The following is a 20069-nucleotide window of genomic DNA, read 5'->3' as shown; positions in this document are numbered from 1 at the left end:
GTCAGCGCGCCGGCCTGACGCCGTGCGCGCGGGCATACGCCGTGCCGCCCGCCCCCCAGAACCGGTACACGAGCACGCCGACGACGGCCTGCGCAGCGACCACGAACGCGACGCAGCCGGCCCATCCCCAGCGGTGCCAGCCGGGCACCGGCAGGATCGAGCCGAGGCTGCCGCCGAAGTAATAGCAGGACAGGTAGATGCCGATCGCCGTCGAGCGCGCGCTCGACGCCGCCTGTGAAATGAACGTGTTGGCCGACGCCTGTTCGACGAACACGGCGGTCGAGCTGAGCGCGAGGCCGGCCAGGATCACCGGCACGTGGTCGGACAGCGTGAGCAGCGCTCCGCCGATCGCGAGCGCGGCTGCGGCGAGCCCCGGTGCGCGCGGGCCGCGATGCCGCGCGAGGCGCCCTGCCAGCGGCGTCACGACCACCGCCACCAGGAACACCGCATAGATCGCGCCGATCCCGACCGTGCCGAAGCCGAACGGCGCGCGGGCCAGGCGCAGGCCGACGAACGTGAACGTCGCGACCTGCGACGCGAGCACGCACGCGCCGATCGCGAACGACGCGAGCAGCGGGCCGCGCGTGACGATGCGCCAGGCCGGCCCCGCACCGGCGTCCGTGTCGGGTTCGACACGCCGCGCGATCGCGCCGGACGCCGGCAGGCTCGCGTAGATCGCGATGCCCGTGACGAGACACAGCGCCGCGACGACGTCGAGCGCATGCCGCCAGCCCCACATCGACGTCATCAGGTTGGTCGCGAAGCGGCCGGCGAAACCGCCGAGCGTCGTGCCGGCGACGAACAGCGCGCTGATCTCGGCCGACGTGCCGCGATCGAAGCGCTCGGCGATGTACGCGATCGACAGCGCGAAGACGAACGGCATGACCAGGCCGGCGGCAAAGCGCGCGCCGAGAAACGACGCGAAACCTGCCGCATGCGCGGACCACACGACCGGCAGCGCGACGGCCATCGCGGCCAGCGAGATCGCGATGCGCCGCTCGATGCGCGCGGCCAGCACGCCGACGAACGGCGCGATAATGGCGACGGCCGTCGTGGTGGCGCTCACGCCCTGCCCCGCGCGCTCCGCGCTGACGCCGAAGGTGGCCGCGAGTTCGTGCAGGATGCCCTGCGTCGAATACAGATTGAGAAACGCGGCGAAGCCGCAGAGAAAGAACGCGATGCGCGTGGTCCTGTCGTTCATCGGAGCTGCCTGGTCGTCGATGCCGACAGTCTGACGAGCGCGCCGTACGCACGCCAATACCGTTTTCATCGCGATTGATACCGGAACGACAACAATGCTTGACCTGCGCCGCCTCCGCTATTTCGTGGTCGTCGCCGACGAACTGCACTTCGGCCGCGCGGCATTGCGCCTGCGCGTCGCGCAGCCGCCGCTCACGCGCCATATCGCCGCGCTGGAAAGCGAGCTCGGCGTGCAGCTGTTCGAGCGTTCGACGCGCGCGGTGCGGCTGACGCCGGCAGGCGCCGCGTTCCTCGAACAGGCGCGCAACGTCGTCAGCGCGGCCGCCGAGGCCGAGGCGAGCGCGCGCAAGCTCGCGCAAGGCGTCGCCGGACGAATGGTGATCGGTTATGCGAGTGCCATTCCGATGTCCGACACGTTCCCGGACGTCATCCGCGCCGCGAGCCGCACGATGCCCGACGTCGAATTCGCGTTCCGCGAGGCGGCGACCGCCAGCCAGCACCGGCAGATCGCGGACGGCACGATGGACATCGGTTTCGGCTGGGCATGGGGCGACGCGCCTGGCGTGCCGGTGGCGTCGCTCGTCGTGTCGCGTGAACCACTTGTGGCCGCCGTGCCGGCCGGGAATCCGCTCGCGGGCCGCGCGAGTGTCGACGTCGCGGCGCTGGCGAACGAAACCTTCGTGACGTTTCCGCCGGGTTACGGCTCGGCATTGGCCGCCGCACTGGACGACCTGTGTGCGCAGGCCGGATTCGCGCCGCGCATCGGCGCGACCGCGGCACAGATCACGACACTCGTGTCGCTGGTGGCCGCCGAACGCGGCATCGCGATCGTGCCGGGTTTCACGGCGACGCTGCAGCGCCCGGGCGTCGTGTACGTGCCGCTCGCCGGCGCGCGCGCGGTCGAGCAGATCGTGTCGTGGAGCGAGCCGTTTGCGTCGGCGTGCGTCGAACGCTTCGTCGCACTCGCGCGCTCGCTTGTGCAGCCCGCATCGGCTTGACGCGAGTCAAGCGATCCGGATCGACCTTCCCCGTGGTTTCGGTGTTCCGGCTGCGCGACACCCTTTTCCACACCGATCACGTTTGCCGGAACGGTTGAGCGCCCTCACCGAATGCCGCAGGTGCCGCAGATATCGCCGGAATGACGCGCGCCGCACTGCCACCGTGACGCGCGTCCCGCATGCCGGCGCGGTCGCCCGCGAAATCGATAAGGGCTGCTCACTACCTCACTGCACCAAGATGGTGTAAACCGCTCGCGCGTCGGCCAGTCCCCCGTCATTCGTGGCCGTGACGGTAAACGTGTACCGCCCGGTCTTCCTCGGCGTACCAATAATACCGCCCGTATCCTGATTGAACTGGAGACCGGGGGGCACCCCCCCGTTGGTCACCGTGAAGCGGACGGTCGCAGGCGTATTCGTCGTGATTTTCGCGCCGTAGAGCGCGCCTTGAGTGGCGACCGGCAGGACGGCGGGGCCCAGTTGCGGTGTGGGTGCCGATACGGTCTGCGGCGCGCCGATCGGGACGCCTTCGGCATTCACCTGCTGCAACGACCAGCTTTGCCCGGGAGTGACGGACTTCAGGGTCCACGAGGTCGTCTGGTCGCGAAGCGCGGCCCGCTGCTTTTCGGTGAACGCGCCGAGATTCCTGGCGGTTTCCCACTGCTTGATCTTGTCGAGGATATCCGGCGTCGACTCTGCCGAGAGCAGGAATGCCATCGTGGACTGGAAGCCAATGCCGGCGTTGAGCGCCGCGCCGCGTGCGAGCCGGGTTTCGATCATGGTCAACGAGACGCCCGTGATATCGAACCAACCAAGCATGCCCGGCAGGTAGTTGGCCTGGTAGAAGGCGTTGTCGCGATACAGCTGATCGATGTCCGAGTTGGACCAGCTCGCCCGGGTCAGCGTGTCCCATGCGTTCGAGGTCATCCGGCTCGTCTCGCTGATGTATCCGTCGTGCCCGGTCTGGGCGGCGTAGGTGCCGTTGATCAACCGGGCAATGCCGAAGCTGCCCCAGCCGGTATCACTGGCGGATTCCACCCCGTCGAAGGAGTGGGACCGGATGCCGACGTTGTTCCTGAGGGCGCCCAGCCGGGTGGCGATCTCGTCGATGATGCCGAGGCCGCCGATGGCCCCGCCGTACGAATTCACGATCACCCTCGCAACGGGCGTGCCACGCGCGGCTTCGGCCGGGACGGAGCCCCACTGGCCTCGGGTCAGTCCACTGACTTGCCATTCGGTGACGCCTCTTTGGACCGCGTTGAACGAGATGAACTCGTTGCCGATACGCAGCATCTTCTCGTTGATCCCGTCCCGCACCGGCGCGAATCCGCTCAAGTAGAGCATCTTGCTCGTCATGTTCAACGGCCGGGACAAGGCGGCTTGACCGCCCAAGGCCAGGCGAGGATCCGCGGGCGGCGAAACGTAGGGGTCGATGGAGGTGGGCGGGCCGACGCTGATGAAGTCCGACATGGTATGGACGCCGACGCGGACGCCGTGCTCCTTTGCCGCTTCCACCAGCTTCTCGGCTCCGTTGTCGCTGTCGCCGAAGGTGAAGTCGAACTGATAATGCCCGGTGTATTTCCAGGGGCCGCGAAAATTCCTTGGCGAGTAGATGTAGTTGATTCCCGCGCTGTTGGCGAATCGGGCGGCCTTGCCGACATTGCCGGTGTCGAGATCGTCCAGCACGAAAGACGACTGGCTGCTCGCCTGCGCCACTTTCTGCCACTGGCCGTTCTGGGTCGGATACGGGAGGTTTTCACCCGAGGCAATGAACGACAACAGGGTCGTCACGAGCTCCGGTGCGCTGCCGTACAGCGCAATCTTCGATCCGATGACCGAGCCCGCGCTGTCGAGCGGGCCGAGCGGGATCGGATAGTCATTGGGATTGAGCCGGTCGCGCCGGCGCGTATAGTCGAACGTGAAGGCGCGCAGCACGGCCCCCCATGACGTCTTCGCCGCCACGCACCACGGCTCCAGCGCCGCCACGTCCACGTTGTAAGGATTGGGGATGACGTCGTTTTCCCAGCCGTATTGCGGATATTCCTTGGGCCACGCGCCTTCGGTACGGTCGTTGAGCGGCTTGAGACCGATCGCGAATTCGTTGTCCCGCACCACGCCCGCGGCTTCGCCGACGGTCTGGTTGATCGCGACAGGCAACGGCCCCCATAGCAGCGTCTGAACGTCGGAAGTGGGATCGGTCGATACGCGGGTGACTTCAAAGGTGGCGTAGCCGTTTTTCTGCAGGACGCGGACATCGACCTCGAATGCGAGGCCGGCATCGTTCACGAAGGACAGCGTGTTGTCGGCGGACGACCATCGGACGCCGGCGGGCTTCGCCAGTACGCCGTTGATCACGAGCCTGACGAGCGGGACGGATTTCCCGGGCGAGATGTAGTTGCGGCCGCTGCGCGAATCGATGAGTTCGACGACAGCGCCGGTGGAGTCCAGGCCGAGCGTCAAGTAGCCAGCCGGAATGTGTAGAGTGCTTGTCATTTTTCGACTTTCCTGACGAAAATGGCGGGCGCCGCGAGCGACGCCGATGGCGGCCAGCCGCGGTGAATGGCTGCGGCTGGCCCGCCGCCGCAACTGCCTCGTCAACCTTCCGGCGGTGAAGCCGGCACAGTTGGAAAGAGGCAGCGACCGTATGACTCCGGTGCGGGTTTTATTGGCTCGGAACTTCGGCGATATACGAAACGTAGAGGTTTTGCCCCCAGTCGCTGCCCGAATAATTCGGGAACACCCTGTCTTCGCGGGTGATGTTGACGTTGAATCCGGTCGTCGTGACCTGGGTCACCGTCACCGAGAACGTGTCCGGATAACTGGATCCGTCGTTGGGGTCCTGGAGGGCCGTCACGACCACGATGGGCGCGGTCGAAAACGTGCCCGGAAACGTGATTTGCGCATTGAAAGGCGGGTTGATCCAGGAATCCCGATTACCGCCCTGAACGCTTCCGACTGCCTGCTTTGCTACGATTCTTTCCAGCATGTTGAGCTCCTGATGGATGGAACGACGTAAGGTCTTGAGTGAGCCTCGCGCGAATGCACTTCGCTCGAAGACAAAGTTATGCCGCGCATGCGTCGAAAGCGATTACACGTGATTACATGATCGAGGCGGCCATCAAGGGGCGTCGAAAGCGACGATTTCAAGTCGAAATCGACGGCAATTTTGTCCTGGTTCACACCCGATGCATGACGGAACGATGTCGAATCGGCAAGATCGTTACGTATCGGGAATCAAATAACAAAAAGAACAACTAACCATTCACTATTCGACGCGAATCCTCCAAGATGGGCACGCCGCCGGCCGGGCATGCCCGGTCGCCCGACCGGCGGCGATACGCGGGCCAGCGTATCCCTCTTCCACTTGGAGAACACAATGCACAACAATGTGTTGCCGCGTTTCATCCCGCGCGCGCTTGCCGCGGGTTGCCTGCTCGCCGTGGCGAGCGTGTCCCAGGGCGCCGGCGTCTATGCGCCCTATGTCGACGTGACGCTCTATCCGACGCCGCTCGTCGACCAGATCGGCGTCCGGCAAGGCATCCAGCAGTTCACGCTCGCGTTCGTGGTCGCGGGCAACGGGTGTACGCCGTCGTGGGGCGGCGTGCAGCCGATCGGCAACGGCGCGAGCGGCCTGCTGACCGCGCTGTCGACGTCGATCGCGAGCTATCGCGCGAAAGGCGGCGAAGTCGCCGTGTCGTTCGGCGGCGCGAACGGCACGCCGCTGATGCAGGCATGCTCGACGGTTCCCGCGCTGGCGGGCGCGTACCAGACCGTGATCGACACGTACGGCCTCACGCACATCGACTTCGACATCGAGGGCGCGTCGCAGCTCGACACGGCCGCGGTCGCGCGCAACTTCCAGGCCGTCGCCCAGCTGCAGGCGAGTTATGCGGCGAAAGGCAAGCCGCTGCACGTCACGCTGACGCTGCCGACGATGCCGACCGGGCTCACGCAGGACGGCCTGAACGTCGTCAACGCGGCGATCTCGAACCGGACCGTGTTCGATGCGGTGAACGTGATGGCGATGGACTACGGCCCCGCGAACATCGACATGGGGGCCGCCGCGATCAGCGCCGCGCAGGCGCTGTACGCGCAACTCGATACGGCCTTCAAGTCGGCCGGCCAGCCGAAGACCAACGCCCAGCTCTGGCAGATGGTCGGCGTCACGCCGATGATCGGCGTGAACGACGTGCAGGGCGAAACCTTCACGCTCGCGAATGCGCAGAGCGTGCTGAACGCGGCGGTCGCCAACGGCTACGGCTTCTTCGGCAACTGGTCGGTCGGCCGCGACCAGGCGTGTCCGTCCGGCGGCACGTATGCGTCGCCGACCTGTTCGGGCGTCGCGCAGCAGCCGTACGCGTTCGCGACGATCTTCAGGCAGCTCGACGGCAAGTGGGGTGCGGGCGTCACGCAGGATCCGAACTACGGCGGCGGCTCGGACGGCGGCACGCCGCAACCGGGCGCGCCCTGGGCGGCCGGCCAGGTCTATACGGCCGGCGCGACCGTCACCTACCAGGGCACGACGTATCAGGCGCAATGGTGGACGCAGGGCGACGTGCCCGGCCAGGCCGCCGTGTGGAAACCGGTGGGCGGCGGCACGGCCACGTGGTCGGCGACCACCGCGTATTCAGGCGGCACCTGCGTGATGTACCAGGGCGCGAAATACTGCGCGAAATGGTGGACGCAAGGCGACAACCCGAGTGCGGGTGGTGTGTGGGTGAAGTCGTGATGCCGCGGATCGGCCGTCGCTAGGCCTGCACGTGCATCGGGGGCCGTTCACGGCGATCGCGGCCCGATCGCCGGCGGACGGCCCGCTTCGCTTGCCGGCCCTCTTCCGGTACGCCCCGCCCGCCGTCAGCCGCGCGCGTGTTCGGCGAGCAGCCGGGCCTTCGCGTCGACGAGCAGCGCCGCATGCGTATCGCGATGCTGGCGGATCCGCTCGGACGGCCCGACCACCGACAGCCCGTACCAGTCGCCGTCGAGCGTCAGCGCAACCGCGATCGCCGACAGCTCGGGCGCGCTCTCGCCGAAGTTCTCGGCCCAGCCGAGTTCGCGAAACCGCGCGGTTTGCGCGACGAGCGCGGGCAGGTCCGCCACCGTCGCGTCGGTGAAGCGCTCGAACGGCAACTGCGCGCCGAGCGCCTGCTGCGCGTCGCCGGCCAGTTCCGCGAAGATCGCCTTGCCGATCGAGTTCGCATGCAGCGGGCGCAGTTCGCCCGGCTCGCGCGTGTAACGGATCGCCTGCTCCGATTCGACGACGTCGAGGTAGGTGACCGACACACCCTGGATCTTGCCGAGCACGGCCGTCTCGCGGCTCGCGTCGCGCAGCGCGACGAGATGCGGATGGACGATGTCGACGACCGGGTCGGTCGCGTCGATCGCCGCAGCGATCGTCTGCAGGCGGCGCGTCGGGTAGTAGCCGCCGCGCCTGCGCACTTCGTACAGGTAGCCGCGGCTCACGAGCGTGCGCGCCATCGCGAGGCAGCTCGACGCCGGCACATTGAGCAGGCGCGCGAGTTCGGTGAGCGGCAGCGGCCGCCGTTCGGCGGCGAACAGCTCGAACAGGTCGAGCGTGCGGGCAACGAGTTTGACGTCCATGACGAGCGCTTGAATCGGAACGGGAAACCGCGCGCCGGGCCGGCTGCCGGGTCGGTACGGTCAGTACGACTTCGGCAGCCCGAGCACCTTCTCCGCGATGTAGCAGAGGATCAGTTGCGGACTCACGGGCGCGAGCCTCGGAATCATACACTCGCGCAGGTAGCGTTCGACATGGTATTCCTTCGCGTAGCCCATCCCGCCGTGCGTCGCGACCGCCGTCTGGCACGCCTGGAACGCGGCTTCCGCGCCGAGGTATTTCGCGGCGTTCGCTTCCGCGCCGCACGGCTGCCCCGCGTCGTAGCGCGTCGCGGCCTTCATCACCATCAGCCACGCGGCCTCGAGCTGCATCCACGCCTGCGCGAGCGGATGCTGGATCGACTGGTTCTGCCCGATCGGCCGGCCGAACACGACGCGCTCGCACGCATACTGCGTCGCGCGGCGCAGCGCGGCCTGCCCGAGGCCGATCGCCTCCGCCGCGATCAGGATGCGTTCCGGATTCAGACCGTGCAGCAGATAGCGGAAGCCGTCGCCTTCGTTGCCGATCAGATCGCCTTCCGGCACGCGCAGGTTGTCGATGAACAGCATGTTCGAATCGACCGCCTTGCGGCCCATCTTCTCGATCTCGCGCACCTCGACGCGCGACCGGTCGAGATCGGTGTAGAACAGGCTCAGGCCGTCGGTCGGCTTCGCGACCCGGTCGAGCGGCGTCGTGCGCGCGATGATCAGCATCTTGTTCGCCACCTGCGCGGTCGAGATCCAGATCTTGCGCCCGCTCAGCACGTAGTGGTCGCCGTCGCGGCGGGCCTGCGTGCTCAAGTGCGTGGTGTCGAGGCCCGCATCGGGTTCCGTCACCGCGAAGCACGCCTTGTCGCGCCCGGCGATCAGCGGCGGCAGGAAACGCGCCTTCTGGGCGTCGTTGCCGAACACCTGCACCGGGTTCAGCCCGAAGATGTTCATGTGGACGGCCGATGCGCCCGACAGGCCGGCACCCGATGCGCTGATCGTGCGCATCATCAGCGCGGCCTCGGTCATCCCGAGCCCGGCTCCGCCGTGCGCCGGGTCCATCGCGATGCCGAGCCAGCCGGCCTCGGCAAGCGCCGCGTGGAAATCGGCGGGAAACCCGCCCGCGCGATCGCGTTCCAGCCAGTAGTCGTCGCCGAAGCGCGCACAGATTTTCTCGATCGCGCTTTCGATTGCGCGCTGGTCGTCGGTCAGGTCGAACTGCATGGATGGCTCTCCGGGAAAAGGCCGAGCGGCCGCGCCGCTCTGAGGAAAATGCGAGGCGGCGCCAGGGGTTGCGCCCAGCGGAACGTCCCCTTGCGGGATGACCCCGTCGGGGCGCCGGCGCGGCGCGGCAGGCCTGGGGCGCTCACAACGGAAACACGCCGACGATCACCGCGGCGAACACCATCAGCACCGTGGCGGCGAACAGGAACGGAATCGTGAATTTCTGATGCTCGGCGAGCTCGACGCCGGTCAGGCCGACGATCAGGAACGTCGCGGGCGTGAGCGGGCTCACCGGGAACCCCGTCGTCATCTGGCCGAGCAGCGCGGCCTGCGCCATCTGGATCGGCGGCACACCGAGCAGCTTCGCGCTTTCCGCGAGCACCGGCAGCACGCCGAAGTAGAACGAATCGGGGTCGAACAGCAGGCTGAGCGGCATCGACAGCAGCCCGAGCACGAACGGCATGTGGCGCGCATGCTCGACCGGCACGTGCGCGACCACCACGTCCGCCATCGCCTTCAGCATCCCGGTGCCGGACATGATGCCGGTGAACGCGCCGGCCGCGAGCAGCACGCTCGCCATCATCAGCGCGGCCTTCGCATGCGCGTCGATCCGCTCGCGCTGGGCCTGCACGTCCGGGTAGTTGATCACGAGCGCGGCGACCGTGCCGAGCATGAACATCACCATCGGGTCGACGATGCCGGACACGAGCGTGACGAGCACCACGAGCGTCAGCGCGAGATTGATCCGGAAGCGTTCCGGCCGGCGTAACGCGCGCTCGGCATCGGTCAGCGCACGCGGCGCGATCGCGAGCGGTGCCGCGCCGGCACGATCGAGCCCGAGGCGTTTCGCCTCGCGCACGCCGAGCACGTACGCAGTGCCGAATACGAACACGAGCCCGACGATCTGCACCGGAATCATCGGCATGAAGATCGCGGAACCGGGAATGTGCAGTGCCGCCGACGCCCGCAGCATCGGCCCGACCCACGGCAGGAAATTGACGCCGGCCGACATCGACGCGACGCACGCGAGGATGCGCCGATCCATTCCGAGCCGCGTATAGAGCGGCATCATCGCGGGCAGCGTGACGAGAAACGTGACGGCGCCGGAGCCGTCGAGGTGAATCAGCAGCGCGAGCAGCGCCGACCCCATCACGATGCGCGGCGGATGGCAGCCGATCACGCGCAGCACGCCTGCGATGATCGGGTCGAGCATCCCGGCGTCGGTGAGGATACCGAAAAAAAGAATCGCAAAAACGAACATCCCGGCGATCGGGCCGATGTTCTGTACGCCGTGCACGATGAACTTGCCGGTCGCGAGCCCGAAACCGGCCGCGAGCGACGCGGCCACCGGCACGACGATCAGCGCGACGAGCGGCGACAGCCGCTTCGTGATGATCAGGCCGAACAGCGCGACGATGGCGATCGCGCCGATCCATGCAAGCATGATGCGTCTCCTCTTCAGCCGGTGCGCCCGTGCGTGGCCCGGCGTGGGGTTCGAATGGTCGTGCGGCACAGCGCCGCCGGTCGCGCGGTACGCGCCGGCGGCCGCGATGCCGGTCAGTTCCGGTGCGGGGCGTTATCGCGGTCGCTATCGCGTTCGTTATCGCGGTCGGTCGTGCAGCCGGTCGTGCCGGCGTCGGCGAATACCTGCGCCGCGTGTTCGTTCAGCGCGGGCGGCGGCCGCCGGTACGTGGCCGGCGTGCGGCCGAGCTTGATCGGCGACGCGATGCCGCGATGCCGGCCCAGCTCGACTTTCATCGCCCGATGCGCGACATGCGGATGATCGAGCGCCGCATCGAGCCCGAGCACCGGCGCGCACGGCACGCCGCGGCGCATCAGCTGCTCGGCGAGCGCCGCGCCGTCGTGCGCGGCCAGCGCCGTTTCGAGCAGCGTGCGCAGCACGGCGCGGTTCGCGCTGCGCGCGCGGTTGTCCGCGAAACGCGGGTCGCCGGGCCAGTCGCGCGTGCCGAGCACGTCGCACAGTGCCGCGAACTGCCCGTTGTTGCCGACCGCGAGAAAGATGTCGACGCTCGCCGTCGGAAAACTGTCGTACGGCGTGATGTTCGGATGCGCGTTGCCGGTGCGCACGGGCGCGTTGCCCGAATGAAAGAAGTTCGGCGTGTGCGGATGCAGGATCGACAGCGCGCAGTCGAACAGCGTCGCTTCGACGAACTGGCCGCGGCCGCTCGCGTCGCGCTCGCGCAGCGCCATCAGCACGCCGAGCGCCGCGTTCAGCCCGGTGACGAGATCGACGATCGGCACGCCGACCCGCAGCGGCGCGCCGCCCGCTTCGCCATTGACGCTCATCAGCCCCGCGAGCGCCTGCACGGCCGCGTCGTAGCCGGGCAGCCCGCCGAGCGGGCCGTCCGCACCGAAGCCCGACACACGGCAATGGACGAGGCGCGGAAACCGCGCATGCAGCGCGTCGAAACCGAGCCCCCAGCGCTCCATCGTGCCGATCTTGAAGTTCTCGACGATGGCGTCCGCGCCTTCGAGCAGGCCGAGCAGCCGCTCGCGGTCGGCCGGTTGCGTCAGGTCGAGCGCGATGCCGAGCTTGTTGCGGTTCACGCCGAGGAAGTACGACGCGGTATCGCCGTCGAACGGCGGCCCCCACGTGCGCGTTTCGTCGCCGGACGGCGGTTCGACCTTGATCACCTCCGCGCCGTGGTCGGCAAGGATCTGCGTGGCGTACGGGCCGCCCAGCACCCGCGACAGATCGATGATGCGCAATCCCGCCAGCGCGCCCTGCTGCTCGTGTTCCGCCATGCGTCCCGCTCCTGGTTCCGGTTGATCGGACTGCCGGTTCCGGCAGGTCCGGCGCCTGCGGCGCGACCGTCCGGATTCGACGAATAATTCTTGTGTGTGAATTTATATTCACACTGGAGAATTATGTTGTCAACCCCGGCGGCACCCTGAGACCGTGCGGAAGACTTCGCCGTGCAGGTGGAGACGACACCCGACACAGGCCGGTTGCGATGGCACCCCGCCTTTCGCTAAGCTGGCGGGAAACCTCAATCTCGAAAAATTCAGGCGGACTATTCATGAAACGGATGCTGCTGGCGGCCTTCGTACTGGCGTCGACGCTGGGTGTCGGACATGCGCAGACCCAGACGTACCACTTCGGCGAGGGACAGACGCAGATGCCCGGGGGAACGCCGCACGCCGCCGCGCCAACCGCACGGCACGCGAGCCCGTCGCCTCACCATCGGCGTGCCGTTCACAAGCGCCGCCATCCGCGCCACGTGAAGCCGACGCGCAGCGGGATCTACAAGCACACGTGACCCGGCGTCCGTTGCGCGACGCCGTGCATGGAACTGTCATGAACGACCGGTAGGATCGCTGCGGCTGCCTGCAAGCCGTCGCGGCCCGCCGCCGGGCAACGCGCCGCCGATGCGCACTTTCTCCACGATTCAGCACCTGTTTTGCCGAACATGAGTACCGGGCCGGACACCCTCGCCGTCATCAAGGAACGCGCCACGATCGTGTGCCGCCAGCACGGCAGCGTGCTGCTGGTCGCCCGCACCGCGTCGCGGTGGTCGCTGCCGGGCGGCACGATCCGGCGCGGCGAGACGCCGCTCGACGCCGCACTGCGGGAACTTGCCGAGGAAACACGGCTGGAGGGGCTCGCACTCGACTACGCGGTGCAGTTCGGCGGGCTGACGAAGCTCCATCACGTGTTCGTGGCCGACGTGCCGGCGCACCTGACGCCGCGGGCGAGCAACGAGATCGCCCGCTGCAAGTGGTTCACCGCCGACCGGCTCGACACGCTCCGGGCGAGCGTGCCGACGCGCAAGATCATCGAGTTGCTGCGGCTCGACTGTTTTTCGGCGATCGCGAACGGCCGGCTGCGCTGACGTCGATCCCACCCGCGCCCGTCACGTGCGCAGGAACGGGCCGGCCTTGTGTTCGAGCAGCGTGACGAGTTCGGGCTGCATGTACGCGTAGCGATCGGGAATGTCGAGGCAGACGACCTTCTTGTGCCGCAGATGCGTGCCGAATTGCGCGGCCAGCCTGGTCTTGTGCGCGCGCTCCATCACGAACACGACGTCGGCCCAGTCGAGCTGCTCGGCGCACACGTGTGTGTCCGCATCGGGCGCGAGGCCCGCCGAATCGGTTTCGACACCCGGCCACGCGGCGAATACCGCTTCGGCCGTCGGGCTGCGCAGCCGGTTGCGGCTGCAGATGAAGAGTGCCCGCGTCATGTCGCCGCGAGGTTCAACCTTGCGGAATCGTGCCCGGCCGGACGTACGCAAGCATGTGCGGCACGTAGTCGGCCTTGCCGAGTTCGACGCCATGGTGACGCAGGATCCCGTAAGCGGTGATCGCGTGGAAATTGAACTGCGGCAGTGCCCAGTCGCGCGCGTACTGCTCGCCCGTCATGTCGAACGCGATCCCGTTCGGCATCTCGAGCGCGATCGGCAGCGCGCCGCCGCCGTCGAGCGCATCCGGCGCGAGTTCGCCGAGAAATGCGAGCGTGCCGGCGATGATCGCCTGCGCATCGGCGAGCGAGCCGGGCTGCGCATCCGCATTCCATCCCGCCTCGCGCAAGGCCAGCAGCGCAGCCGGCAACGGTTCGCCACGCAGCCGGTGGATGGGCTCCATGGCCTGGAAGCACGAGAAGCGCACCTGTGCCGCGAGCGGATACATGTCGGGCGCCAGCTTCAACGTCATCGCCGTGTCGGGCGCGTCGCCCGCGGCCTGCCGGTGCGCAGCGGCCTTGTCGAGCCACGCGGTCTGTGCGCGCAGCATGTGGGTGAAGGTCGGAACGAGAAGTTGGGTCGGTGTCACGCGTGCGCTCCTGGGTCGGGTTGTCGTTTGCGCCACGATAGCAGCGTCGGCGCAAACGTGCATCCCGGCCCGGGTGACGAGCGCGATTCGATGCCGATTCAACGATCCGGCAAGGTGACGCAAGCGTGCGCGTGTTCCCCTACCGCAAGACGATCACGGCGCGCGGCCGTTGCTGCCCGGCCTCAAGGCTTGCCGTGCCGGGCCAGGAACCGGTCGAGCTGCGATGCAAACGCCTTGCCGTCGCGCGCGCTGAACGGCGCCGGCCCGCCCGTGTCGATCCCGGCGCTGCGCAACTGGTCCATCATCGCGCGCGTCGACAGGCGTTCCTCGATGTTCTCGCGGCTGAACCAGTTGCCGCGCGGGTCGAGCGCATGCGCGCCCTTGTCGAGGACGGCGGCGGCCAGCGGGATGTCGGCGGTGATCACGAGGTCGCCGGCTTCCGCCAGCTCGACGATCCGCGCATCGGCCACGTCGAAGCCGGCCGGCACCTGCACCGCCTTGATGAACGGCGACGGCGGCGTGCGCAGGAACTGGTTCGCGACCAGCGTCACGCAGATTTCGGCACGACGCGCGGCGCGAAACAGCATGTCCTTGATGACGGCGGGACACGCGTCGGCATCGACCAGTACTTGCATGGCGGTTTTTTCCAGTGGGCAGAAGCAGAAGCGGCGATCATAGCGCACCGCGGCCGGCGATCAGCCTGCGCGGCCCGCGCACAGCGCGTCGGCCGTCACCCACTGCGCGCCCCACGCGGCGGCCAGCCGCTCGCCCTGCCCGATCCGCACGGCCGCATCGTCGAAGTCGACGAACACGACGTGATCGGCCGCCGCGGGTTTGGCCGGCATCTCGCGCGTGCGTCCGTCGGACAGCACCCACAGCCAGCGCTGCTTGTCCGGGTCGCGCCGCGCCGCACGCGCGAGCAACTGCGCGGCGGCCGCGATGCCGTCGGCAAGCGGCGTACCGCCGCCACCGTCGACCGGTTCGAGCCAGCGCGCATTCCACCAGCGCGGCACGGCCGGGCCGAAGCGCCGCGCGGCGCCGTCGCCACCGAAACAGATCAGCGCGGTTTCGACCCGATCGCGCGCGGCCTCGTCGAAATACGCGACGATCAGCCCCTTCGCCAGTGCGAGCCGCCCGTGCGACAGCATCGACGCCGAACAGTCGAGCACGAAGCAATGCAGCGCATCCGGTGCGCCAGCCCGCTTGCGGAAGCGCAGATGGCCGCGATGCAACGGATCGCCGCGCTTCGCGGCGAACGTCGCCGGCCATGCGACGGCCGTGCCGGTGCGCGCCGTACCCGGCACGCGCGCGGCTGCGCCTGGCTGCCATCGAGGACCGCGAACGGCGTTCGCGGCGGCGCCGGCTCGATGGCTCAGCGTTTTTTTAGCGGCAGCGGCACCACGCTTTTCACGTCGCGCAGCCCCGCCGGCTCGGGCCGCAGGTAGCCCCAGTCGCCCTGCGCGACGGCGGCGCCGTTTCCGCTTGTGGCCGGTCGATCGTCCGGCTGCTGGCGTGCATCCGGCGGCGAACGGTCGTCGCGTGCGCGATCCGGCTGCGACGCGCCGGACGACGGCGGCGCACCGGCATGGCGTCGGTGCCGCAGCACGGCTTCGGCCACGCGCGCCACATGCGACACCGTCACCGCATCGGCATGCTCCAGTGCGGCGAGCGCGCGCGCCGCGCGCAACATCACGAGGTCGGCACGCAGCCCGTCGACGGCCGCGTCGATGCACAGCGCGCTGACGTGCGCATGCACCGCATCGCCGAAATCGAGCGTCGCCAGCCGTGCGCGCGCCGCGCGAATCCGTTCGCCGAGTGCGCGCTGCGCGGAGGCATGGCGCGCGCGGAACGCCTCCGGATCGAGATCGAATGCAAGCCGCGCCTTCACGATCCGCTCGCGCTGCGCGGCGTCGAAGCAGTTCTCCAGTTCGACCATCAGGCCGAAGCGGTCGAGCAGTTGCGGACGCAGCTCGCCCTCCTCGGGATTCATCGTGCCGACGAGCACGAAGCGCGCGTCGTGCGCGTGCGACACGCCATCGCGTTCGACGATGTTCACGCCGCTCGCGGCGACGTCGAGCAGCGTATCGACGAGCCCGTCGGCGAGCAGGTTCACCTCGTCGACATACAGCACGCCGAGATGCGCCCGCGCGAGCAGGCCCGGCCGGAAGCGCACGCCGTGGTCGGCGAGTGCATGCGCGAGGTCGAGCGTCCCCGTCACCTGCTCGTCGCTCGCCGACAGCGGCAGCGTGACGAACTGCCCTTCGGGCAACAGCTCGGCGAGGCCGCGCGCGGCGGTCGATTTCGCGGTGCCGCGCGGGCCGCTCACGAGCACGCCGCCGAGCGACGGGTCGATCGCGGCGAGCAGCAGCGCCTGCTGCAGCGCGTCCTGTGCGACGAGCGCCGCAAACGGAAAAACCACGCGCGCGCGGTGCGTCGTCGGATCGGTCATCGCCGTCCCCCTTCCTGGAGTTGTTCGCTGTCGAGCCAGACCGTTTCGATCCGCTCGCGATAGTCGCCCGGTTGCTGCCACAGGCCGCGCTGCATCGCCTCGACGAAGCGTTCGCAGATACCGTGCAGCGCCTTCGGGTTGTGCCGTTCGAGGAAGGCGCGGGTGGCGTCGTCGAACAGGTATGCGTCGGCGACGAGCGCGTACTGGTGGTCGGACAGCACGCGCGCGGTCGCGTCATAGCCGTACAGGTAGTCGACGGTCGCCGCCAGCTCGGCCGCACCCTTGTAACCATGGCGCTTCACGCCGTCGAGCCATTTCGGGTTGACGACGCGCGAACGGATCACGCGCGCGATTTCCTCGCGCAGCGTGCGCATCTTCGGCGCGACCGGGTTCGCGTGGTCGCCGTGGTAGATGCTCGGCTGCTGCCCGGACAGGTGCCGCACCGCCGCGGTCATCCCGCCCTGGAACTGGTAATAGTCGTTCGAATCGAGGATGTCGTGCTCGCGGCTGTCCTGGTTCTGCACGACCACGTCGATCGTCGCGAGCCGCTCGCCGAACACGTCGGCCGCGGCGTCGCCCGCGCTGTTCTGCGCATACGCATGGCCGCCCCACTGGCGGTACGCCTCTGCGAGATCGGCGTCGGTCTGCCAGCGGCGCTGGTCGATCAGGTCCTGCAGGCCCGCGCCGTAGCTGCCCGGCCGCGCGCCGAACACGCGCCAGCCGGCGCGGCGGCGCGCTTCGTCCGGCGCCACGCCCTGTGCGACCCACTTCGCGCGTTCGCGCTCGATGCGCGCGCGGATCGGGTTCAGTTCCTCCGGCTCGTCGAGCGCAGCCACCGCCTGCACCGCTGCGTCGAACAGATGCATCAGGTTCGGGAACGCGTCGCGGAAGAAACCCGAGACGCGCAGCGTCACGTCGATGCGCGGCCGGTCGAAGATCTCGATCGGCAGGATCTCGAAATCGGTCACGCGGTGGCTGCCGTGCGCCCATTTCGGCCGCACGCCAAGCAGCGCGAACGCCTGCGCGATGTCGTCGCCGCCCGTGCGCATCGTCGCCGTGCCCCACACCGACAGCCCGATCGCGCGCGGATAGTCGCCGTGATCCTGCAGATGGCGCTCGATCAGCTGCTGCGCGGATTTCAGGCCGAGCGTCCACGCGGCCTGCGTCGGCACCGCGCGCGTGTCGACCGAGTAGAAATTGCGGCCGGTCGGCAGCACGTCGGGGCGGCCGCGCGACGGCGAGCCGCTCGGCCCCGGCGGCACGAAGCGGCCGTCGAGCCCGCGCAGCAACTGACGCATTTCCTCGCCGCCGCACGCGTCGAGCGCCGGCAGCAGCGTCGCGCGGACGCGCTCGATCACGGCGAGCGTGTGCGGCCAGTCGCCGGGGGGCGGCGCGTCTTCCGCGCCCGTATGGCTGCCGTCGGCTGCACACAGCCTGTCCAGCCATTGCTGCGCGAGCCGTTCGAGCCGCTCGCGCGTATCGCCGGCATGGCGCCACGGCGATGCGTCGAGCGCGTGCAGGATCGCCGGTCGCGGGCCGACCCACGGCGCGGCCCAGTCGGCCGCGAGCGGGTCGAAATCATCGCCGAGCGCAAGATCGCGCGCGAGCGCGCCGATCAGTCCTGCGCGTGCGCCCTTGCCGTCGCCGACCGGAAAGCGCGCGAGCGCCAGCAGCGTGTCGCGCCGCTGGCGCCCGGCCGGCGACACGCCGAACACGTGCAGCCCGTCGCGAATCTGCGCTTCCTTCAGTTCGCACAGCCACGCGTCGACGCGCGTCAGCAGCGCATCCTCGTCGCCCGCGTCGCGCGGCGGCGACACGCTCAGCTCGTCGTGCAGCCGGTGTTCGGCGATCGTCGCGAGGATCGTCTTGCGCAGCAGCTTCGCGCGCCGCGCATCGACCATCAACGCTTCGTAGTATTCGTCGACCTGCCGCTCGAGATCCTGCAGCGGGCCGTAGTTTTCCGCGCGCGTGAGCGGCGGCATCAGGTGATCGACGATCACGGCCTGCGCGCGGCGCTTCGCCTGGCTGCCCTCGCCCGGATCGTTGACGATGAACGGATAAAGATGCGGCAGCGGCCCGAGGGTCAGGTCGGGCCAGCACGCGTCGGACAGCGCGACGCTCTTGCCCGGCAGCCATTCGAGGTTGCCGTGCTTGCCAAGGTGGATGACCGCGTCGATGCGATACGCATCGCGCAGCCAGAAATAGAACGCGAGATACGCATGCGGCGGCACGAGATCCGCGTCGTGGTAGCTCGCGTAGTCGTTCTCGCCGCGCGAGCGCGACGGCTGGATGCCGACGAACACGTTGCCCGCGCGCCAGCCGGCGATCGTGAAGCGCCCTTGCCGCAGCGTCGGATCGGCTTCGGGCGGGCCCCAGCGTTCGTTCAGCGCATCGCGCACGGCGGCCGGCAGCCGCGCGAAATGCGCGACGTAGTCGGCCAGCGGGAAGCTCTGGAAGGCGGGGCGCAGCGCATGCACGGCCGCGTCGTTGGTCACGCCTTCGGTGAGCCGCGCGATCAGCGCGTCGCCGTCGGGCGGCAGGTCGGCCACCGCGTAGCCCGCGTCGCGCAGCGCCGCGAGCACGCGCAGCGCGGACGCTGGCGTATCGAGCCCGACACCGTTGCCGATCCGCCCTTCGCTTTGCGGATAGTTCGCGAGAATCAGCGCGACGCGCTTGCTCGCGTTGTCGAGCGTGCGCAGCCGGCACCAGCCGCGCGCGAGCGCCGCGACGAACGCGATCCGCTCGGCGTCCGGCTGGTAGCGCACGACGTCGACCTCGGTATGCGGGCAGCGGTACGCGAGCCCCTTGAAGCTCACCGCGCGCGTGACGATCCGGCCGTCGACCTCGGGCAGCGCGATGTGCATCGCGATGTCGCGCGCATGCAGGCCCTGGTTGTCGGCCACCCATGCGTCGCGATTGCCGCCGGACAGGATCACCTGCAATACCGGCGCGTCGCCGGCGAGCACGTCGTGTTCCGGGCTGTCGATCGCGCCGGCCGCGAACGCGGTCGTGTTCAGCACGAGTGCGACGTCGTGCGTGTCGCAGAGCTGCGTGATGACTTCGCGGCTCACCGCATCCTTCAGCGACGTGACCGCGATCGGCAGCGGATTCAGCCCCTCCTGAACGAGCGCATCGGCCAGCGCATCGAACACGGCCGTGTTCGCGGCCTGCCAGTGCGCGCGATAGAACAGGATCGCGACGACCGGTGCGCCCGGCGTCCAGCGCGGACGCCAGTCGTCGACGCTCGCGCGGTCGCGCGCAGGGTGATACAGCGCGGCGGCCGGCAACGGGCGCGGCGGTTCGGGTTCGTCGCCGAACCCGAGCGTATGGAATGCGATGCTGCGCAGCAGCGCCTCGGCGTTGTGCACGCCGCCTTCGCGCAGGTAGCGCCACCACAGCCGGCACAGGCCGGGCGCGACCGTGCTCTTCGCGACGAGGTTCGGGTCTTCCTGCAGGTCGCCCGAGAACATCGCGAGCTGCTGCGCGCGCTTCGACGCGAGCGACACGGCCTGCTCGATCCCGTACGGCCAGTACGCCTCGCCGCCGAGATGGTCGATCACGACCGCCTTCGCGTGCTGCAACACGTCGTCGACGTAGAAATCGACCGACGCCGGCTGCCGCAGGAACGTGACGTTCGCGAGCCGCACACTCGGGAAGCCGGCCGGCAGGTGCGGTACGACGCTGGCAAGCAGCGACAGCGTCGTGTCGGCCGAGCTCAGGATCACGATGTCGGCCGGTTGCTGGTCGATCCGGACGACACCCTGCGTATCGTCGACGAAACCGCCCGGCGTGGTGCGCAGCAGATGCATCGT

At 68.9% G+C, this 20069-nt stretch carries 17 protein-coding genes; 4 read left to right on the top strand and 13 right to left on the bottom strand.

Features of this window, described 5'->3' with window-relative positions; translation table 11 throughout:
- Position 1: 1 nt before the first annotated feature.
- On the bottom strand, positions 2-1201 hold the full coding sequence (locus VK92_RS18160) for an MFS transporter (RefSeq protein ID WP_048020557.1): 1200 nt from the start codon (positions 1199-1201) through the stop codon (positions 2-4).
- Positions 1202-1295: 94 nt separating this feature from the next.
- On the opposite strand from VK92_RS18160, the gene VK92_RS18155 reads away from it, so the two are divergent.
- Complete coding sequence (locus VK92_RS18155) at positions 1296-2198, top strand: LysR substrate-binding domain-containing protein (protein WP_048020559.1); 903 nt, start codon at positions 1296-1298, stop codon at positions 2196-2198.
- A 225-nt stretch (positions 2199-2423) separates the two neighbouring features.
- Here the strand turns inward: VK92_RS18155 and VK92_RS18150 are convergent, their stop codons facing one another.
- Both VK92_RS18150 and VK92_RS18145 read right to left on the bottom strand, forming a co-directional pair.
- On the bottom strand, positions 2424-4688 hold the full coding sequence (locus VK92_RS18150; RefSeq protein ID WP_082160799.1) for an Ig domain-containing protein: 2265 nt from the start codon (positions 4686-4688) through the stop codon (positions 2424-2426).
- Between the two features lie 169 nt (positions 4689-4857).
- Positions 4858-5181: an H-type lectin domain-containing protein gene (locus tag VK92_RS18145; RefSeq protein ID WP_048020561.1), complete on the bottom strand. Its 324-nt coding sequence runs from the start codon at positions 5179-5181 to the stop codon at positions 4858-4860.
- 390 nt (positions 5182-5571) lie between these two features.
- On the opposite strand from VK92_RS18145, the gene VK92_RS18140 reads away from it, so the two are divergent.
- Positions 5572-6924 carry a chitinase gene (locus VK92_RS18140; protein WP_048020563.1) on the top strand — a complete coding sequence of 451 codons (1353 nt, stop codon included), beginning with the start codon at positions 5572-5574 and terminating at the stop codon, positions 6922-6924.
- A gap of 125 nt (positions 6925-7049) precedes the next feature.
- On the opposite strand, the gene VK92_RS18135 is transcribed toward VK92_RS18140, so the two are convergent.
- The 4 genes from VK92_RS18135 to VK92_RS18120 form a co-directional block, all read right to left on the bottom strand.
- Positions 7050-7793, bottom strand: a complete 744-nt coding sequence (locus VK92_RS18135) for an IclR family transcriptional regulator (RefSeq protein WP_021160072.1) — start codon at positions 7791-7793, stop codon at positions 7050-7052.
- A 60-nt stretch (positions 7794-7853) separates the two neighbouring features.
- On the bottom strand, positions 7854-9020 hold the full coding sequence (locus tag VK92_RS18130; protein WP_021160073.1) for an acyl-CoA dehydrogenase family protein: 1167 nt from the start codon (positions 9018-9020) through the stop codon (positions 7854-7856).
- A gap of 142 nt (positions 9021-9162) precedes the next feature.
- A complete protein-coding gene (locus VK92_RS18125) occupies positions 9163-10464 on the bottom strand; it encodes a CitMHS family transporter (RefSeq protein ID WP_048020780.1) in 1302 nt (433 codons plus the stop codon).
- Between the two features lie 113 nt (positions 10465-10577).
- Positions 10578-11786, bottom strand: a complete 1209-nt coding sequence (locus tag VK92_RS18120) for a CaiB/BaiF CoA transferase family protein (protein WP_048020567.1) — start codon at positions 11784-11786, stop codon at positions 10578-10580.
- Between the two features lie 275 nt (positions 11787-12061).
- Between VK92_RS18120 and VK92_RS18115 the strand changes: the two genes are divergently transcribed.
- Entirely contained in the window at positions 12062-12301 is a 240-nt protein-coding gene (locus VK92_RS18115) for a hypothetical protein (protein ID WP_048020568.1), read from the top strand.
- A gap of 150 nt (positions 12302-12451) precedes the next feature.
- Positions 12452-12874, top strand: coding sequence for an NUDIX hydrolase (locus VK92_RS18110; RefSeq protein WP_048020570.1), 423 nt, complete (start codon positions 12452-12454; stop codon positions 12872-12874).
- Positions 12875-12895: 21 nt separating this feature from the next.
- Here the strand turns inward: VK92_RS18110 and VK92_RS18105 are convergent, their stop codons facing one another.
- From VK92_RS18105 to cobN, 6 genes are all read right to left on the bottom strand, one after another.
- The gene (locus VK92_RS18105) at positions 12896-13222 is read right to left on the bottom strand and encodes a low molecular weight protein tyrosine phosphatase family protein (RefSeq protein ID WP_048020572.1); all 327 of its coding nucleotides are present in this window, start codon (positions 13220-13222) and stop codon (positions 12896-12898) included.
- A gap of 13 nt (positions 13223-13235) precedes the next feature.
- On the bottom strand, positions 13236-13808 hold the full coding sequence (locus tag VK92_RS18100) for a DUF1993 domain-containing protein (protein ID WP_122982944.1): 573 nt from the start codon (positions 13806-13808) through the stop codon (positions 13236-13238).
- 182 nt (positions 13809-13990) lie between these two features.
- Positions 13991-14443 carry a YaiI/YqxD family protein gene (locus VK92_RS18095; RefSeq protein WP_021160082.1) on the bottom strand — a complete coding sequence of 151 codons (453 nt, stop codon included), beginning with the start codon at positions 14441-14443 and terminating at the stop codon, positions 13991-13993.
- A gap of 60 nt (positions 14444-14503) precedes the next feature.
- Entirely contained in the window at positions 14504-15112 is a 609-nt protein-coding gene (locus VK92_RS18090) for a vWA domain-containing protein (RefSeq protein ID WP_048020575.1), read from the bottom strand.
- 68 nt (positions 15113-15180) lie between these two features.
- Positions 15181-16257, bottom strand: coding sequence for an ATP-binding protein (locus VK92_RS18085; protein ID WP_048020577.1), 1077 nt, complete (start codon positions 16255-16257; stop codon positions 15181-15183).
- On the bottom strand, positions 16254-20066 hold the full coding sequence (gene cobN, locus VK92_RS18080; RefSeq protein ID WP_048020579.1) for a cobaltochelatase subunit CobN: 3813 nt from the start codon (positions 20064-20066) through the stop codon (positions 16254-16256). The genes VK92_RS18085 and cobN overlap by 4 nt, the downstream gene beginning before the upstream one ends.
- Positions 20067-20069: the final 3 nt, after the last annotated feature.

This window comes from Burkholderia sp. LK4, from assembly GCF_001043615.1.
Taxonomy (GTDB): Bacteria; Pseudomonadota; Gammaproteobacteria; order Burkholderiales; family Burkholderiaceae; genus Burkholderia; species Burkholderia cepacia.
Note: the sequence above shows the minus strand (reverse complement) of the source record. Positions and strands in the feature narration are given on the sequence as shown.